This window comes from Candidatus Edwardsbacteria bacterium RifOxyA12_full_54_48, from assembly GCA_001777915.1.
In the GTDB taxonomy this organism is placed as follows: Bacteria; Edwardsbacteria; AC1; order AC1; family EtOH8; genus UBA2226.
Genome location: MFFN01000002.1, coordinates 1 through 17,077, shown reverse-complemented (window position 1 = coordinate 17,077; position 17,077 = coordinate 1). Strand labels below are relative to the sequence as shown.

Annotated in this window: 16 protein-coding genes, 1 tRNA gene and 1 pseudogene; all 18 read right to left on the bottom strand. The window is 55.6% G+C overall.

The annotated features are described in order from the left end of the window. Positions 1 to 214: 214 nt before the first annotated feature. Positions 215 to 1,561 (bottom strand): hypothetical protein, encoded by a 1,347-nt coding sequence (locus tag A2273_06000; protein ID OGF08492.1) that lies wholly within the window; start codon positions 1,559 to 1,561, stop codon positions 215 to 217. 110 nt (positions 1,562 to 1,671) lie between these two features. Further along, complete coding sequence (locus tag A2273_05995; GenBank protein ID OGF08491.1) at positions 1,672 to 3,024, bottom strand: amidophosphoribosyltransferase; 1,353 nt, start codon at positions 3,022 to 3,024, stop codon at positions 1,672 to 1,674. A 178-nt stretch (positions 3,025 to 3,202) separates the two neighbouring features. Further along, positions 3,203 to 4,441: a hypothetical protein gene (locus tag A2273_05990; GenBank protein OGF08490.1), complete on the bottom strand. Its 1,239-nt coding sequence runs from the start codon at positions 4,439 to 4,441 to the stop codon at positions 3,203 to 3,205. Between the two features lie 170 nt (positions 4,442 to 4,611). Further along, positions 4,612 to 6,015, bottom strand: a complete 1,404-nt coding sequence (locus tag A2273_05985; GenBank protein ID OGF08489.1) for an amidophosphoribosyltransferase — start codon at positions 6,013 to 6,015, stop codon at positions 4,612 to 4,614. A gap of 148 nt (positions 6,016 to 6,163) precedes the next feature. Further along, the gene (locus A2273_05980) at positions 6,164 to 7,090 is read right to left on the bottom strand and encodes a 3-phosphoglycerate dehydrogenase (GenBank protein ID OGF08488.1); all 927 of its coding nucleotides are present in this window, start codon (positions 7,088 to 7,090) and stop codon (positions 6,164 to 6,166) included. Positions 7,091 to 7,277: 187 nt separating this feature from the next. After that, on the bottom strand, positions 7,278 to 7,457 hold the full coding sequence (locus tag A2273_05975; protein OGF08487.1) for a hypothetical protein: 180 nt from the start codon (positions 7,455 to 7,457) through the stop codon (positions 7,278 to 7,280). 174 nt (positions 7,458 to 7,631) lie between these two features. Beyond that, complete coding sequence (locus tag A2273_05970; protein ID OGF08486.1) at positions 7,632 to 8,720, bottom strand: phosphoserine transaminase; 1,089 nt, start codon at positions 8,718 to 8,720, stop codon at positions 7,632 to 7,634. Positions 8,721 to 9,071: 351 nt separating this feature from the next. After that, positions 9,072 to 9,148, bottom strand: a tRNA-Ala gene (locus A2273_05965). 105 nt (positions 9,149 to 9,253) lie between these two features. Then, the gene (locus tag A2273_05960; GenBank protein OGF08485.1) at positions 9,254 to 9,799 is read right to left on the bottom strand and encodes a hypothetical protein; all 546 of its coding nucleotides are present in this window, start codon (positions 9,797 to 9,799) and stop codon (positions 9,254 to 9,256) included. 8 nt (positions 9,800 to 9,807) lie between these two features. Further along, a complete protein-coding gene (locus A2273_05955; protein OGF08484.1) occupies positions 9,808 to 10,926 on the bottom strand; it encodes a hypothetical protein in 1,119 nt (372 codons plus the stop codon). A gap of 96 nt (positions 10,927 to 11,022) precedes the next feature. Next, the gene (locus A2273_05950; GenBank protein ID OGF08483.1) at positions 11,023 to 11,463 is read right to left on the bottom strand and encodes a hypothetical protein; all 441 of its coding nucleotides are present in this window, start codon (positions 11,461 to 11,463) and stop codon (positions 11,023 to 11,025) included. A 61-nt stretch (positions 11,464 to 11,524) separates the two neighbouring features. Continuing rightward, on the bottom strand, positions 11,525 to 12,688 hold the full coding sequence (locus tag A2273_05945) for an aspartate aminotransferase (protein ID OGF08482.1): 1,164 nt from the start codon (positions 12,686 to 12,688) through the stop codon (positions 11,525 to 11,527). A gap of 138 nt (positions 12,689 to 12,826) precedes the next feature. Further along, entirely contained in the window at positions 12,827 to 13,099 is a 273-nt protein-coding gene (locus tag A2273_05940; protein ID OGF08481.1) for a hypothetical protein, read from the bottom strand. Positions 13,100 to 13,148: 49 nt separating this feature from the next. Continuing rightward, the gene (locus A2273_05935) at positions 13,149 to 13,553 is read right to left on the bottom strand and encodes an NADH:ubiquinone oxidoreductase (protein ID OGF08480.1); all 405 of its coding nucleotides are present in this window, start codon (positions 13,551 to 13,553) and stop codon (positions 13,149 to 13,151) included. Positions 13,554 to 13,623: 70 nt separating this feature from the next. Continuing rightward, positions 13,624 to 14,499 (bottom strand): hypothetical protein, encoded by an 876-nt coding sequence (locus tag A2273_05930; GenBank protein ID OGF08479.1) that lies wholly within the window; start codon positions 14,497 to 14,499, stop codon positions 13,624 to 13,626. Then, the gene (locus A2273_05925; GenBank protein OGF08478.1) at positions 14,496 to 15,263 is read right to left on the bottom strand and encodes a hypothetical protein; all 768 of its coding nucleotides are present in this window, start codon (positions 15,261 to 15,263) and stop codon (positions 14,496 to 14,498) included. Before A2273_05925 ends, A2273_05930 begins: the two co-directional genes overlap by 4 nt. After that, entirely contained in the window at positions 15,256 to 16,185 is a 930-nt protein-coding gene (locus A2273_05920; protein OGF08477.1) for a hypothetical protein, read from the bottom strand. The genes A2273_05925 and A2273_05920 overlap by 8 nt, the downstream gene beginning before the upstream one ends. Before the next feature lie 9 nt (positions 16,186 to 16,194). After that, positions 16,195 to 17,077: pseudogene (locus A2273_05915) on the bottom strand (hypothetical protein).

Below are 17,077 nucleotides of genomic sequence, written 5' to 3'. Positions count from 1 at the left end.
CCCACCTCCCTTCTTAATTATGAATTACGAATTATAAATTTAAAATTATTTTTTAGACACTGGATTCCCGTCTGCACGGGAATGACAATATAGCCGAAATGCGCCTATGGTGTGGAATGACATATTGTGCCAGCCTGACGAAGACGTACACCTTGATCCCGGTTTTGGAAATCATGTAAATCCTGTCGAAGAATACCCTTCAAAGGGGTGAGGTCTACTTGGCCACCACCTTGTTGCCCACGGTAAAGGTCTGGCCCGGTTCCTTCTCCACCACCTGGGCATCTGACATCTTGGCCTGGACCTCGGTCAGCAGCAGCTCGCCCATCTTGGTGACCTGTTTCCCCAGGACCTCCCCGGTCACCGGGTGGGTGATGGCGTCGCCCTCCTTGTAGACCACCATCTTCATGCCCTTGCGCATCCCCTTGGCCGAGCCCACATCCAGCACGATGGTCGGCACGTCGGCCCTGATGACATAACCCTCCACCAGCGGAACGTCGTTGTAGACCTGAATGGAGATGTCGGTGGCCATGTTCTTGACGTCCTGCAGGGAGTTCTTGGGGCTGTAAGCGTCCTTGGCGGTGATGATCACCCCGGATTCGGTGTCTATCAGCCGGGCATCCATGCCCACCCCGGTTGCGGTGGAGGAGATGGAGCCGATCAGAATGGCGTCCACCCCGATCATCTTGCCCACCTTGACCGCCCGGTCGGGGTCTATGGCCCCGGTCATGCCCAGCTTCTGCTCGTTCATCACCTTGTCGATCTGGGACCGCTCTATGATCTTGAATCTTTTCAGGCTGTACAGCGAGGTGATCATCTTGTCCTGGACGGTGCTGGAGATGGTGGCATCCCCCCCCTTGTTCTCGAAGGGCAGAACCGCTATGGAGAGCCGGGATCCCACCTGGGTGACCCGGGTGGGGTCGTAGGTCAGGGCCCCCACCGGCAGGGTGCCGGCATCGCTGGATCTGCTGGCGGTCTTCTCGGCCTCCAGCCGGGCCAGGCGCTCCCTTTCCGCGGCGATCCGCTTTTCTTCCATGGCCACCTTCTTGGAGGTGGACTCATCGGCCTCCTTCTTCTGCCGTTCCAGGGCGGCGGCCTGCTCGGCCAGCCGTTTCTTCTCCCGCTCTATCTGCTCCCTCTCCCGGGCCAGGCGCTTTTCCTCATCCCGGTCGACGTAGGGGGTAAGCGAGGCGGCCGACGGGGCATCCCCTCTGGAGAGCTTGTCCAGATATTCCCGGGCCCGTTTGGAGGGGGAAAAGGCCATGGATAGCTCCAGGGATTTCTTGGCATTGGCCGCGTCGCCCAGGTTGTAATAACAGATACCCATCTCCCGGTGGGGGAAATAGTCCATGAAATGCATCCCGTACATCCGGAACTGGGGTTTATCTTTGAATTCCAAAGAAGCGGCGCTGCGGAACTCGTCAATGGCACGGTCCCAGCTGCCCAGCTTCATGTATTTCTGACCGTCCTCGTAGTAGTTATACCACTTGCCGCCGGCATATGTTGTAGCAGGCAGGATCAGGGCCACAATCAGTAACAAAACAAGCTTCCTGAGATTGAGCATACTTTTACTCCTTCTTTTTGAAAATGTTCTCATAATTGGGGGCCAAAGTCAAGATTTTTTTATAATAAATTTATTTTTTAACCCTATGGTCCGGCCTGAAATATAAAATACTATTTGTCGGGCGGCGGGTCGATGGGATAACGGCCGTCCAAGCAGGCATAACAGTAGTTCTCCGGCTCCTTCAGGCATGATTTCAGGCCCTCCAGGGACAGGTAACAAAGGGTATCCGCCCCCACGAACTCTTTTATCTGCTCCTCCGACTGGGATGAGGCTATCAATTCGTGCCTTCGGGGGGTATCCACCCCGTAAAAGCAGGGATGTTTTATGGGCGGCGAGGCTATCCGGAAGTGGATCTCCTCCGCCCCGGCCTCCCGGATGAACTTCATCAGTTTCCTGGAGGTGGTGCCCCGGACGATGGAATCATCCACCACCCCCACCTTCTTGCCCCGGATCAGGCTCTTGACCGGGTTGAACTTGAGCTTGACGGCGAAATCCCGGATGGCCTGGGAGGAGCCGATGAAGGTCCGGCCGATGTAATGGCTGCGGATCAGGGCCAGCTTGAAGGGGATCCCCGCCTGGTCGGCATAGCCCAGGGCGGCATTATTGGAGGAGTCCGGCACCGGCATCACGAATTCCGACAGCACCCGGCTCTCCTGGGCCAGTTTCTGGCCGAACATGAACCGTTTCTGGGCCACGCTCTCGCCGTAGACCACGCTGTCCGGGCGGGAAAAATATATGTGCTCGAACACGCAGTGTTTGTAGCTGGGCATCTTTTTAAGCCTCCGGCTCTCGGTGCCGCCGGGTTTGACGATGAACAGCTCTCCCGGCTCGATGTCCCGCTGGTAGCTGCCCCCCATGGTCTCGATGGCGCAGCTCTCCGAGGCGAATACCATTCCTTCGCCTGATTTCCCCAGGGAAAGCGGCCGGATGCCCAGGGGGTCCCGGAAGACGTACATATCACCCCGGAACAGTAAAATGGCCGAATAGCTGCCCTGGACATTGTCCATCATCATCTCTATGGCCCGGGCGACATCCCCGCTCTGTTCGTAATAGCAGGCGATCGAGGCCACGATCACCTCGGCATCGTTGGAGCCATAGGGGGTGAATCCCTGGGATTTAAGGTAGCGGGTCTGCTCCAGCATGTTGGTGACGTCGCCGTTGGAGACGATCACCATCCGGCCGTCCCTGGTGTCGGCATGATGGGGCTGGGCGTTGACCAGGGAGCTGTCCCCGGCGGTGGGGTACCGGGTATGGCCGATGGCCACCCGGCCCGGCAGGGCGGCCAGCACCTCGGGCTTGAAGATGTCGAACACCAGCCCCTTGTCCTTGTGGATCCTCACCTCCCGGCCGTCCCAGACCGCCATCCCGGCGTTGTCCTGCCCCCGGTGCTGCAGGGCAAAAATTCCCAGGTACAGCATCTCGGAAGCCTTGTCGAAATTATAGACCCCGCAAACTCCGCACATATTCAAAAATCCTTAAGTAAATTCCCCACTAAATGCACAAAAATAGGCTCGGGGGATTTGTGTTCCGGCGGGTATATTAAATTTTGAAATTTATTATACCATAAACCGGCCTATATTTTAAGATAAAAACAACAAAGTTCCGAATTTTATATCGGAACTTTTAGTTGATTGGCAAAGGTCAATCGTACTGATGCACAAACAGCCCGCTTCTCAGCTTCGGCTCGAACCAGGTGCTCTTGGGCGGCATCACCTGACCGGAATCGGCCACACTGATCAGCTGTCTGATGTTCACCGGGTGCAGGGAGAAGGCCACCGCATATTTGCCGGAATCCACTAATTTGACCAGCTCCCTGGTCCCCCGGATCCCGCCCACGAAGTTGATCCGCTGGTCGGTGCGGGGATTATCTATGCCCAGGACAGGATGAAGCAAATTGTCCTGAAGGATCGAGGCATCCAGCCGTTTTACCGGATCCTTGTCATCATAGCTGCCGTCCTTGGCGGCCAGCAGATGCCACTTGCCGTCCAGGTACATGGAAAATTTCAAATTGGCTCCCGGCACATCCGGGGCCTTCTCGCTTACGGTGAACTTCCGGCCGAGCTTCTCAAGGAACTCGTCCTTGGAATTGCCGTTCAGGTCCTTGACCACCCGGTTGTAGGCCATGATGTTCATCTGGTTGTCGGGGAAGATCACTGTCAAAAAGAAGTTGTACTCCTCGTTCCCTGTGTGCTTGGGATTCTTGGCCTTACGCTCCTTCCACAACCGCCAGGCGGCGGCGCTGCGATGGTGGCCGTCGGCCACGTACATGTATTTCATCTTGGCAAATTCGGATCTCAGGGCCTCGATGACCTGGTCGTCATCGCAGACCCACAGGGTGTGCTTGACTCCGTCGTCCGAGGTGAAATCGTATTCCGGGGTCTGCTTGATCCAGTCATTGATCATTGAGTCTATGGTCGGCACCGCCGGATAGGTGAAGAACACCGGCTCGGTGTTGGCATTGATGGTGCCGATGTGCCGGGTGCGGTCATCCTCCTTGTCCGGCCGGGTGTGCTCGTGCTTCTTGATCACATCCTTATCATAGTCTTCGGCCGAGGCCACCGCCACCAGGCCGATCTGCTGGTGGCCGCCCATGATCTGCTTGTAGATGTAGAAGCAGGGCTTTTGCTCCTGGAACAGCCAGCCGTTGGTCTTGAATTTTTCAAAATTGATCTTCCCCTGGCCGTAGACCTGGTCGGCATGCTCGTCGGTCCTGGGGTCCAGATCTATCTCCGGGCGGCTGATGTGGAGGTAGCTCTTGTCGTTGCCCTGGGCCAGCTCCCGGGCCTCATCGCTGTTGACCACGTCGTAGGGCGGCGCGGCGATGTCCCTGGCGAACTCCTTTTTGGGGCGGACCGCCTTGAACGGTAGAACGATTGCCATGTGTGCTCCTGATGTTTATATTTTAAACTATTGTTTGATCAAATGAAGGTTAATTCTATTACATTTTCGCCCAAATTTCAACCTATAAAAAGACCCTTCCCGCATCGGGAAGGGTCTGGGTTTAGGCCATGGTAGATTATCGGTGCAAATGAAGCGGGCATGCAGCGCAATCAAGAATAGCTGCTATTATCCCAGCAGTGGGTGCAAAGGTCCTCTTTGGGAAGCCCGATGGCGTTGACCAGGTCATCCATCCTCTGGTATTTCAGGGTGCTCAGCTTTAAACGCTGCCGTATTTTCTCCGTCATGGCGGCATTTCTTTCCGAGCCATTCAATGCATATTCAGCGAGGTGTTTGTCATCGGCCCCCTCCAGTTCCTTAATCGCCCTTCTGCCGGCCAGATCCAGGATGGAATGGGATGTGGAGAAATTCAGGAAATCGCACGAGAAAAGCAAGGTCGGGCAGGCCACTCTCATATGCACTTCCCGGGCCCCGAAATCATAAATAACCTGAACGTTGTCCTGCAGCTGGGTCCCCCTGACTATGGAGTCCTCGCAGAAGGCAATGCTTTTATCCCTGATGATCTGCTGATTGGGGATCAGCTTCATCTTGGCCACCAGGTTCCTGGTGGCCTGGTTCTGGGGCATAAAACTCCTGGGCCAGGTCGGGGTGTATTTTACCAAGGGGCGCATATAGGGGATCTGTTTCCCGTTGGAATATCCTATGGCATAGCCCACCCCGGAATCAGGGATGCCGGCAACGTAATCGATTTTTGCGTCATCATCCCGGGCCAGAAAGGCGCCGCATTTGTATCGGCACTGTTCAACGTTGATCCCCTGGTAGTTCGAGCTGGGGTAGCCGTAATACACCCAGAGGAACGAGCAGATCTGCATTTTATCGCCCGGCTTCGCCTTTTGGGCACAGCCGTCTGCCGTTATCAAAACAATTTCCCCGGGGCCCAGGTCCCTTTCGATGCTGTATCCCAGATTATGAAAGGAGCTGGATTCCGAAGCCGCGGCCCAGGCCCCGTCCTTTCTGCCCAATACGACCGGGGTCCTGCCCAATCTGTCCCGGGCGGCATAGATGCCCTGGCCGGTCAGCAGCAGAACCGAACATGAACCCTTGATCAGGGATTGCAGGTTGACCAGCCCTTCTTCAAAAGTTTTTCCCTCGGATATCAGCATGGCCGCCAGCTCCGTAGGGCTGGTTCCCTTGCCGCCTGTTTCGGAGAAATGCTGGTGGCTTTTAAAGGCCCGGTCTTCCAGCTCGGTTAAATTGCTCATTTTCCCGACCGTGACGATGCCGAATTCCCCCAGGTGTGATTTTATTATCAGCGGCTGGGCGTCGAAATCGCTGATGATTCCGATGCCGCTGTTGCCGCTGAATCTACCCAGTTCCGGTTCGAATTTCGCCCTGAAATAATCGGCCTCTATGTTGTGGATTTTCCTGGTAAAACCCCCGGGAGTGAGGACCGCCATCCCTCCTCTTTTGGTGCCCAGATGGGAATGGTAATCCGTGCCGTAAAAAAGATCCCGGACACAATCGGCCTTTGAAATATTTCCGAAAAATCCGCCCATTATCCGCCTGCTTTGATAAGATTACCTATTATATGATCAGGGTATATATTAGACAATTATCGCCCAAAAAGCAATAAAAAAGACAGGACCCGATTGGCCCTGTCTTGACCTTTCCCAAATCCCTCCCCTCGGGGGAGGGTTGGGTGGATTATTTGTTCACCTGGAAGGTCCTATCGCCCTGCTCCAAAAACTTGACGATCTGGTTGGCGGCCGCCAGCCCGGCGTTGATGTTGGCCTCCGAGGTCTCGGCCCCCATCTTCTTCTTGGTGGCGTGATAGCGGTTGCCCAGCTTCTCTGCGATCTCGGCGTGGCAGTCCGGTGCGATGTCGGTGGCGTATTTCAGGTCCTCCCGCTCGGCCATGGCCTTCTTCAGGCCCTCCTCGTCGATCACTTCCTTGCGGGCGGTGTTGATCAGGGCCGCACCCTTCTTCATCTTGGCCAGCAGATCATAATTGATGGACTTTTTGGTCTGGTCGTTGGCCGGTATGTGCAGGGAGACATAATCGCACTGGGAATAGAGGTCCTCCATCTTATCAAAGACCTTGACCCCCTCGGCCTCCATCTTGGCCTTTTCCACGAAGGGATCGAAGGCGCAGATCTCCATGCCAAAGCCCTTGGCGATGCCGGCCACCAGCCTGCCCACGTTGCCATAGGCGTGGATGCCCAGCTTTTTGCCCCTCAGCTCCGAGCCGTTGCCCTCGGTGAATTTGTTGCGGGCCAGGAAGACCATCATTCCCAGGGCCAGTTCGGCCACCGCGTTGGAGTTCTGCCCCGGGGTGTTCATGGCGCAGATCCCCTTGGCGCTGGCCGCCGCCAGATCGATGTTGTCGTAGCCGGCCCCGGCCCGGACGATGACCTTCAGGTTCTTGCCGGCCTCGATCACCGCGGCATCGGCCTTGTCCGAGCGGATGATCATGGCGTCCACGTCGGCCGCGGCCTTGAGCAGGTCGGCCTTGTCGGTGTATTTTTCCAGCTTGACCAGCTCGTAGCCGGCCTGGGCGAATATCTTGGAGATACCTTCCACCGCCGCCTTGGCGAAGGGCTTTTCGGTGGCCAATAATACCTTCTTGGACATGGTTGCCTCCTGAATGTTTATGATAATATTTTGATTATATGTTTGGCCAGGTTCTGATCAATCTCGGAATGCCGGGGAATGGGCTGTTTCTTGCCCGTTCAGGGGTTCAGGTAAAGATCATGCCTACCGCCGCTCCGTTGTAGTTCACAACCGGCTTTATGAAGCACCCTTATAAGGTCCTTCCGTTTCATATCGTAAGGGCAAGTTCCTTCACCTTATGCTCGGCCGGAATGTCGTCCAGAACCATCACCTGGTAGGCATCCCGCATGTTGGCTTCTAACTCTTTCAGGGTCAAACCCTGGGTCATGATCTCCGGATACTCCATTAGTTTGCCTACCCAGAATTTCTTGCTTTTCCAATACACCATGTTAAGTTTTGTCTTCACATTATTTTCCTTTTGATAAAAACTTGATTTATATTAGCAAAAGGGCCGTTAAAAGTCAATCATAAACCGCCCCGCTTTTGCGGGGCGGTTTATGAACAGATTCCAGCCTTAGTTATCGGATAGAATCAGCGTTGATCAGCGTCCAATATCAGATCACTAGGAATTTGCCTTTTCAAACTTCTTGATGAACTCCACCAGCTTCTCCACCCCCTCCAGCGGCATGGCGTTGTAGATGCTGGCCCGCATCCCGCCGGTCTTGCGGTGCCCGCTGAGGGTGGTCAGTCCCTCCTTGGCGGCCTCGGCCAGGAACTTCTTGTCCAATTCCTCGGACGGGGTCCGGAAGGGGATATTCATCAGGGAGCGGTCCTCCTTCTTCTGGACATGGCACTTGAAAAGCTTGGAATTGTCTAGAACCTCATAAAGCAGGCCGGCTTTCTGATTGTTGATCTTCTCCATGGCCGCCACACCGCCCAGGGCCAGCACATGCTCGCACACCAGCTTGACCATGTAGACCGCAAAGCAGGGCGGGGTGTTGTACATCGAGGCGCCGTCCACGTGGGTCTTGTACTTCAGCATGGTGGGGGTCTCGGGCTTGGAGAAGTCGATCATGTCGTCCCGGATGATGACCACGGTCACCCCGGCCGGACCCATGTTCTTCTGGGCCCCGGCATAGACCAGGGCGAACTGGCTGATGTCCACCACCTTTGACAGGATGTCCGAGGACATGTCCACCACCAGCGGGACGCCCTTGGTGTCGGGGTATTTCTTCCAGGAGGTTCCGAAGATGGTGTTGTTGGTGGTCATATGGAAATAGTCGGCGTCGGGGCGGAACTCCTTGGGATCGAGTTCCGGCAGGTGGTTGAACACCTCCGGCTCGGAGCTGGCCACCACCTTGATGTCGCCGTAGCGCTTGGCCTCGGCGATGGCCTTGCTGGCCCATTCCCCGGTGTTGACATAGTCGGCCTTGTTGGATTTCTTCAGCAGGTTCAGGGGGATCATGGCGAACTGGGTGGAGGCCCCGCCCTGCAGGAACAGCACCTTGTAATTGGCCGGAATGTTCATCAGATCTCGTATCGCCTTCTCGGCGCCGTCGATTATGGACTGGTAGACCTTGGAGCGATGGCTCATTTCCATTACCGACATTCCCGAGCCCTGGTAGTCCAGCATTTCCTCGGCGGCTTTCTTCAGCACCGCCTCGGGCAGCATTCCCGGACCGGCCGAAAAGTTGTAGACCCTCTTTGCCATTTCCATCTCCTTAAATATATATTGTTAATGTAAACTGATCGCAACGAATGCAGGCCGATATAACCCCTTATCAGTTTGCATCCCTTTGATCCGACCCCGCCCTTCCCTCCCCGATGCGGAGAGTGATCGAGAGAGAGGTCTGGCCCGCCAGACGAAGCCTGCATAATATTTATGCTTTTACGGCGTAGTCTGGTGGAGCTGAAGGGATTCTGCGCCTGCGGCGCATCCGCCGTCGCCCAACCCCATAGCATTACTGCCCTCCTGCGGCGGACTATTGTCTGCCTTTGGAGTATATATGCTGCCGGCGGAGAACCCTGCTAACTACGTTAGCCCCGGGTTCTCTTTTAAACATGGTGGAGCTGAAGGGATTCGAACCCTCTACCTACGCGATGCGAACGCGCCGCTCTACCAAACTGAGCTACAGCCCCACGCCAAGAAATACTGCTATCCAGCAACTAAGTTCTAACAACTGAACGTAATGATATCAAACTTGCGGCCAATTATCAATATATTTTATACGGTTGGAAATACCTTTATTGCCAGGTGATCACCCACCGCCATTCACCGGGATCCGATTCATCAAGCTCCACCCTGGTGTTCTGGGCCTTGACCAGCTCCGACAGCCCCAGGATATAGCCCCTCAAAACCTGCCTCATCTCCTTGGGCAGTTCGGAAAAGTCGGACACCTTGAAGGTGATCCGGTTCTGGCCCTGGGCCTCCTCCACCGAGGCCTTCCCGGAGTCGTGGTAGGTCTTCCACAGCCGGGAGGCCTGCTTGAGCATGAAGGGAATGGTGACGAGTTTCAGGAAGATGCTGTAGATCCCTGTCATGTTGTTCTTGGCCATCCCCCGGCCCACTTCCTCCAGTACATTTGCCTTCTCGGCAAAAAGGATGTTGCCCGCCGCCCGGTAGATGTTGGTGGCCGATTCCTCGGAGATCCAGTTAATGGGCATGGCGGCCCGGTAGTTCTTGTAATCCTCCGGTGAAAGGGCTTTGGCCACCTGCTGTTCGGCCTCCGCCCCCTGGTACTCGATCAGTTCGCGCAGCCAGACGATCCCGGTTCCCTTGGTCTTTGGCATGTTTCACCTCATCTCACTGATTTATCTTCCAACCGCAAGGCGTCGGTGAATTTTTTCAGGCTCCGGGAGACCAAGGCGGCCTCACCCCCAAAGCCGATCCTGATCCTGCCGGCGTCGCCGAAGAATTTTCCCGGCACCACATAGACCTGGTATCTCCTGGCCAGCAGGTCTGTCAGTTTGCCGGCATTCCTGTAACCGGCAATTTTTGGGAACCATATGCAGCCCTGTTCCGGAATGTCGTTTGATATCAGGCCTTCTTTTATCAGCGGTCCGGCCGCCTTGACCAGCTCCTTCCGGTTGCGGGCCACGATGTCCTGAGACCGGGATAAGTATGTGTCGAGATATTCAAACACCACCGCCGACATGGACTCCAGATAGCGCGAGCCGTTGCCATCGGACAGCACGAAGTACGGAGAGATGCGATCGATGGTCTTCTTATCGGCCAGGATCCAGCCGCATTCCAGGTGGCTCAGCCCGTAGACCTTGGACAGGCTGCCGGTGGAGAGGTAGACCTGATCAATGGTGCAGGCCGGCTGGTCAGGCACGAAGTCGCGGAAGACCTCGTCCATCAGGATCCGGGTCTTTCTGTTCTTCCGTCTCACCGCCCGGGCTATCTTCGCCAGTTCCTTTTTGCATAGATGCGCCCCGCTGGGGTTGTGCAGGTTGGTCAGGACTACCAAACTGGTCTTTTTATCGATCAGGCCGGCCAGTTCATCGGGATCCACCCCGTAGTGCGGAGGCCGGCGCTTCAGCCATTTGACCTTTGCGCCCAACAGCTCGGCAGTCTGCCACATCGGCTGGTAGGCCGGGGTCTCGCAGATGACGGTGTCGCCGGGCTTGACCTGGGAGATTATGGCCAGATAGGTGGCGTTGGTGCAGCCGTTGGTCAGCAGGATATTGGCGGGCTTGACCCCGTAGCGGGCTGCTATCAGCTGTTTGAGCACCGGGTGCCCCCAGTCGTTGTTGTATGATTGCAGCCGCCGCAGCTCGTCCCAGTTCTGCTTGATGTGATTCTCCAGCATGTCCAGCGGTTCATAGACGTTGCTGGACAACAGATGAAAGCAGTCCCTGCGGTCCTGCAGGGCGATGTCGAGGGCCTTGAACCAGGAAAGATAATTTTTATCCATAGTGTAAAGTATTTCTTTGAAACCCTTTGCGATCTTCGTGTCTTTGCGGTAAAAATTAATCGGCCAAAGCTTTTTCTGTCCGGTCGGCTGGCTTGGTCAGGTCCGCTGGGCCCTGAAGGACTCGCCCTGCTTCCGCAGCAGGTCCAGGTGCCTTTGCTCCCAGTCGGCCAGCTTGGCGAAGAACTCGGACAGGGCCTTGTCCTGGCTCTCGGCGGAGAGCTTGCGGTAAAGTGCTATGGCCTCCCCCTCGGCCAGGGCGAATTTTTCCACTGCCGCCGCCACGGGTTCCGGATGGCTGGAAAGTTCTTTCATGCTCTTGCCGTAGATCGGGCCGTCTTTGTTGACTGGATACTCGGTGGCCGTCAGATCCGGAGGATCGAAACTCCCGTTCTTGATGTAATAGCTATCCACCAGGGTCTGAAGGAACTGCCCATGCTTCTCTTCGTCCTCCGAAAATTTCCCCAGGATCTTTTTGGCCTGGGGATCGTTGGTCTGCCTGGCCGCTTCGCTGTAGAACAGGGCGGCCTTTTCCTCCATACGTATCGCCAGCTTAACAGCTGTCAACTCGTCCATTTCGTCCTCCCAATAGATGGTTTATTTACTTCCTGGACAGGGCCTTCTCTATCCTATCCGCCGCCTCGGCCAGGTTCTCGATGGTGTTGGCGTAGGAGAAGCGGACGTAGCCCTCGCCCTCGGCCCCGAAGTTGGCCCCGGCCAGGGCGCAGATCCCGCAGTCGTTCAACAGAAAGTCGGTGAACTTGCGGGAGTCCATCCCGGTCTGCTTGATGTTGACGAAGATGTAGAAGGCCCCGGCCGGCTTGCGGCAGGACAGTTTTGGTATCCGGTTGATGCGGTCGACGATGAAATCCCGGCGCTTCTTGAACTCGGTCATCATGGCGGTTACCTCGTCCTGCGGGCCTTTGAGGGCCTCGATGCAGGCGATCTGGCTGAAGGTGGCGGTGCAGGAGTTGATGTTGGTCATCAGCTGGGCCATGTGCCCCACCAGCTCCACCGGCATCAGGCCGTAGCCCACCCGCCAGCCGGTCATGGCGTAGGTCTTGGAATAGCCGTTGAGTATGATGGTCAGGTCCTTCATGCCCGGAAACTGGGCGATGCTCTCGAACTGGCCTTCGTAGATCATCCGGTCGTAGATCTCGTCGGCCAGCACCGGAATATTATTGTTGACCGCAATATCGGCCACCGCCTTCAGGTCGTCCCGGGTCAGTATCCCGCCGGTGGGGTTGTGGGGCGAGTTGATGATGATCAGCTTGGTCTTCTTGGTGATCTTGGATTTAAGCTCATTGACGTCCAGCCGGAAATCGTTGGATTCCCTCAGCGGCAGCGGCACCGGCACCCCGCCGTTGAACTTGACCATGGACTGGTAGATGGGAAAGCCGGGATCCGGCACCAGGCACTCGTCGCCCTCTTCCAGCAGGGCGGTGATGGCGAAGGACATGATGGGCTTGGCCCCCGGGGTCACCACCACGTTCTCCGGCCCGTATTGGACACCGATCTGCTGGGAGTAATACTGGGCGATGGCCTGACGGTGCTCGGGCAGGCCGGCCGACGGCCCGTAGTGGGTCTGGCCGGCATCCAGGGCCTTCTTGGCGGCCTCCTTGATGTTCCTGGGGGTGTCAAAATCCGGCTCGCCGATCTCCAGGTGGATGATCTTCTTGCCCTCGGCCTCCAGTTTCTTGGCCTTGGCCATCATCTCGAAGGCGGTCTCGACCTTCAGTTTCTCCATCTTGGCTGCAAACTTCATATATCTCTCCGTTATTATTTTCCCCACTTTTTTTGCCCACGCTTGCGCGCCAAAGCGCTTCAGCGCGCAGGCACGAAATACACGAAAACCAAAATAAATATATTTTCGTGTTATTTAGTGTACTTTAGTGGGTAAGGTTTATAATTTCCCCAGGATGGCCAGGATGCCCATCACTATGAACAGCCCCCCGGCGATGTAATGCAGGATGTTCTGCGGGATGACCTTGATGATGGCCTGCCCGAACAGCGCCCCGATCAGGGTCACGCATATCAATGCCAGGCTGCCGCCCAGGAACACCGACAGCCAGCTTTTGGATTCGGCGCTCATGGTGATGACAGCCAGTTGGGTCTTGTCGCCCAGCTCGGCCAGGAACAGGGTCAGGAAAGCCGCTCCGAATATCTTCCAGTTCATAAGTAACCTCTTTGTTTTATCCACAGATGTTCGCAGAGTGGCACAGATTCTATTTAGTCAGGATAAGACGTTTATAATCTAGCCGTGGTTTGCCAAAATTTAGCAATAAAGACTTCTTGAGGCCGGTGGCTTTTAGATAATTTATTACCTGTGCTTCTTCGGTGCCGCTCATAGTTGACAATGCCTTCACTTCAGTTATAATTGATCCAAAACAAATGAAATCCGCACGATAGAATGCATCCATTTTCTGGCCCTTGTAAAATATCTGAATGGTGCATTCACGTTGAAAAGGGATATCAAGCCTTTTCATTTCAATGGCCAAAGCTTCCTGATAAACCGGTTCTAAAAACCCCTGCCCCAGTTCTTTGTGAACATTCATTGCGGCACCAATTATTGCATAGGTCTCTAAATCCCTTTTATCAGTATCCCTTCTTTTATATCTATCTGCGTTCATCTGCGTAATCTGCGGATTGGATCTTTCCTGATCAAGTTTTATTCCGGTAATGATATTACATAACTAAAAACTATTCAACCTTATTTTTCTTATTCCTGCCGCCTATGGCGATCACCTTATCCCGCCCCCGGTTCAATATGAATTTACCTCCCAAGGGATCGGCGGGAACATACCTCAGATATCCGCCCGACACCAGTTGCTGCAGCCCGCCCGGCCATTCGCCTTTTTGCGCATGGTAGGCCGAGATGACCCCGTTGAGCTTCTCGATGATCAGCTGCCGGTCGATCTCATCTATATACATCTTGGCTATTTCTTTTTCGGTCTGGTTCCGGCTCTTGTTGTAGATCTCCATCCACAGTTCCCGGGAGGTGTTGATATCTCCGCCTTTTTTCATAGCGAAGGCGGCGAAACGCCCGGCCATCTCCGGGGCGCCGGATAGGCGGGAGGAGATGGTGAACCACCGGCCGGCCTCCCGGTAATCGCCCAAAAAAATGTAATTGATGAACCCTTTGGTAAAAGGTATCGACCATTCCTCCGGGTTCAAAGATATCCCTTTATCCAATAACTTTAACGCTCCGGCCGGATCGCGGGCATCGCTTACCAATAACAGCGCCCCGAAGTTGTAGGCCTTTGTGAATTGCGGCGCCAGGTAGGTCAGCAGATCGAACATATGCCCCAGGTACTTGTATTCCCGGTCGCTCAGAGAATGCTGGCCGTAATACTGGATCATCTGCAGCCAGATCCCGTCGGCCGCCAGGTTGGTGAAACCGAAGGCGGCGGCCCTGGTGAAGCGGGCCGAGGGGAAATACAGCAGCTCCCCCTGCTGGCCATCGGCGGCCTTCATCCGGTCAAGGCTGTTCTGGCTGGTGAATACCAAAAGCCCCGATGCCAGCAGCAGCATCCATAATATGGTCTGGGAAAGATATGTCCTGGGCAGGGATCTCATTTGAAATCCTTTTTTTCAAAGGCCATTACGGTTATCAGCATGACGGAAAGTATGTAGGCCAGGCTGTAGCTTATCCCCCACCATATCTGGGGCCAGATTATCTGCTGGTCGTAGATGATCCGGTTCTTGACATCCAGGTTTCCCAGGTTGGGCAGCAGGTAATATACCGCCTTCACGGCCAGGCTGACGGAGGGAATGCTCAGCCTCTGGGCCAGCTCCAAAATATCCCGGCTGAGGGTCCCGGCCAGGTAAAGGCAGAAGGTGAAAACCGCCCCCAGGATGGGCGAGGCCAGGCTGGAGAAGAACAAGGCCACGGCGTTGATGATGGATATTTTGATGAAGATAAGAAATATCGGGACCATGAATACCGCCAGTTTGTCCTGCCGCATCATCAGCAGGCCGGCATAGAAAATGACCGTCATCAGGCCCACCATCACGGCGGACAGCATCTCCATCCCCAGGTATTTTCCGGCCAGGAACTGGGAACGGGACAAGGGTTTTGATACCAGCACATAGATGGTGCGTTTCTCGATCTCCTTGTATACCAGGGTGGTCCCGACAATAATGGCCACCATCATTCCCATCACCTCTATGCCGGCCAGGCCCAGGTCCTTGAGGATCCGCCCCTGCTCCCCCAGGGCCAGGGGGGTCAGGGCGGTCAGGCCCAGCAGTATCAGCAGGCCGTAGGCGATCATCACATAAAGGGTGTTGGCCCGGATGCCCTCGGTGAAGGTATTCCTGGCGATGGCGAATATCTTAGGCATCTTTGCTTACCTCCCTGGCAAAATATTCCTCCAGGCTTTCCTTGAGCGGGTTCAGGGAGACCACCTGCCCCCCGGAAGCCAGGACCTCCCGAACCGCATTGTTCGCGGGAGACATCTCCGGAAAGGTCAGAATATGTTCATCGCCGTTCTGATTTGAAGTGCTTGCCGGTTTTTTAATTTTATTCAGACCTTCGGCCGTCAGGCCGCGGCAGATCAGTTCGACCGATCTCAGCTTGGCATCCAGCAGTTCGTCCAGCCTGCCGACCCTGAGCACTTTCCCCTTATTGATGATGGCCACCCGGTCGCAGATGGTCTCGGCATCGGGCAGGATATGGGAACTGAAGAACACCGTGGTCCCTTTTTCCTTAAGCCCGGCAATGATGTCCTTGAATTCCTTGCGTCCCATCGGGTCCAGGCCGGTCAGCGGTTCGTCCAGCACCACCAGTTTCGGGTCGTTGATCAGGGCCTGGGCCAGGCCGATCCGCTGCAGCATGCCTTTGGAGTACTTCCTCAGCTGGCGGTCGGCCGCCTCCTCCATCTTGACCAGGGCCAGCAGTCGGTTGGTTTTTGCCCTGAGGTCATTTTTGGGGATCGCAAAAAGACGGCCGCAGAAGTTCAGGAATTCCCGCCCGGTAAGATGATCGTAAAAATACGGCGTCTCCGGGAGATAGCCGACCTGCTGTTTGACCGCTGTATCCCGGGGGCCTCTCCCCAGGATCCTTATCTGCCCGGAGGTGGGGCCGATGATACCCATCAGCGATTTTATGGTGGTGGTCTTGCCGGCCCCGTTGGGCCCCAGAAATCCGAAGATCTCCCCGGAATGGACCTCCAGGTCCAGACCCTGGAGTATCATCTGTTTCTTAGACCAGAAGTGCGGCTGGATCACCTTGGTAAGATCTTTGATCTGTATCACTGTTTCCATATCCGTCCCCTATTTGCTTCCTGATAATGAATTATAAACCTTAAGATCCTCCCTGGCCGAAACGGTGTCGCCCAATTTAAGAAGCGCCTGGCTGCGGTAATAATAGACCCGGGGGTTATGCTGGTTGACGGAAATATAGCGGTCCAGGTCGCTTAGGGCCGGGGCATTGTGATCCTCTGACAGGAACAGGAGTCCCCGGTTGAGATAGCCGTTGATAAAATCGCTGTCCGCTGCCAGGCACCGGTTGTAATCCTTCAGGGCATTTGTCCGATCTCCCATGCGAAAATAGGCCAGGCCGCGGTTGCACAAGGCGTTGGCATCGTTGGCGTCTATTTTCAGGGCCTGGCTATAATACTCTATCGCCGCGGGGTATTCTCCGGTGTCGTTGTAGGTATTGCCCAGATTGATGAGGGCTGATATATATTCCGGTTTCAGTCGGATGGCTTTTACAAAATCACGCCTGGCAGGATCATATTTCCGGCCGACAGCATATATCAAACCCCGGTTATAGTAGGCCTGGGCATAGGCGGAGTCTGATTCGATCGCTCTCTGGTAGTCCGCCAAAGCCCGGTCATACCGGCCCAGCTTCATAAAGGCATTGCCCCGATTGAGGTGCGGCCGGGCCTTGTCGGGCGATTTGGTGACGGTGTCGTGCCACAACAGCAGATCGTCCCGCCAGACCTGGTTGCGGGCATAGGCCGAGGCCCCCAGGCCGATGATCAGGGCCGCCCAGATGATGACAGACATCCCCGGCTTGATCCTGTCCTTGAAATGATAGAAGACCCCGGCCAGAATGAGGCAATAGCCCGCCAGGGGCAGGTACATCCGGTGCTCGAAGATCACATCCCGGATGGGGATGATGCCCGACTCCACGCTCAGGGCCAGAAAGAAC

What these genes read in the sequence shown, in the direction of transcription:
- A2273_05940 (OGF08481.1), bottom strand. Translation starts at nt 13,099, where the DNA reads ATGAACTGGAAGATATTCGGAGCGGCTTTCCTGACCCTGTTCCTGGCC.
- A2273_05980 (OGF08488.1), bottom strand. Translation starts at nt 7,090, where the DNA reads ATGTCCAAGAAGGTATTATTGGCCACCGAAAAGCCCTTCGCCAAGGCG.
- A2273_05995 (OGF08491.1), bottom strand. Translation starts at nt 3,024, where the DNA reads ATGTGCGGAGTTTGCGGGGTCTATAATTTCGACAAGGCTTCCGAGATG.
- A2273_05985 (OGF08489.1), bottom strand. Translation starts at nt 6,015, where the DNA reads ATGGGCGGATTTTTCGGAAATATTTCAAAGGCCGATTGTGTCCGGGAT.
- A2273_05920 (OGF08477.1), bottom strand. Translation starts at nt 16,185, where the DNA reads ATGGAAACAGTGATACAGATCAAAGATCTTACCAAGGTGATCCAGCCG.
- A2273_05945 (OGF08482.1), bottom strand. Translation starts at nt 12,688, where the DNA reads ATGAAGTTTGCAGCCAAGATGGAGAAACTGAAGGTCGAGACCGCCTTC.
- A2273_05930 (OGF08479.1), bottom strand. Translation starts at nt 14,499, where the DNA reads ATGAGATCCCTGCCCAGGACATATCTTTCCCAGACCATATTATGGATG.
- A2273_06000 (OGF08492.1), bottom strand. Translation starts at nt 1,561, where the DNA reads ATGCTCAATCTCAGGAAGCTTGTTTTGTTACTGATTGTGGCCCTGATC.
- A2273_05955 (OGF08484.1), bottom strand. Translation starts at nt 10,926, where the DNA reads ATGGATAAAAATTATCTTTCCTGGTTCAAGGCCCTCGACATCGCCCTG.
- A2273_05925 (OGF08478.1), bottom strand. Translation starts at nt 15,263, where the DNA reads ATGCCTAAGATATTCGCCATCGCCAGGAATACCTTCACCGAGGGCATC.
- A2273_05935 (OGF08480.1), bottom strand. Translation starts at nt 13,553, where the DNA reads ATGAACGCAGATAGATATAAAAGAAGGGATACTGATAAAAGGGATTTA.
- A2273_05970 (OGF08486.1), bottom strand. Translation starts at nt 8,720, where the DNA reads ATGGCAAAGAGGGTCTACAACTTTTCGGCCGGTCCGGGAATGCTGCCC.
- A2273_05975 (OGF08487.1), bottom strand. Translation starts at nt 7,457, where the DNA reads ATGGTGTATTGGAAAAGCAAGAAATTCTGGGTAGGCAAACTAATGGAG.
- A2273_05950 (OGF08483.1), bottom strand. Translation starts at nt 11,463, where the DNA reads ATGGAGGAAAAGGCCGCCCTGTTCTACAGCGAAGCGGCCAGGCAGACC.
- A2273_05960 (OGF08485.1), bottom strand. Translation starts at nt 9,799, where the DNA reads ATGCCAAAGACCAAGGGAACCGGGATCGTCTGGCTGCGCGAACTGATC.
- A2273_05990 (OGF08490.1), bottom strand. Translation starts at nt 4,441, where the DNA reads ATGGCAATCGTTCTACCGTTCAAGGCGGTCCGCCCCAAAAAGGAGTTC.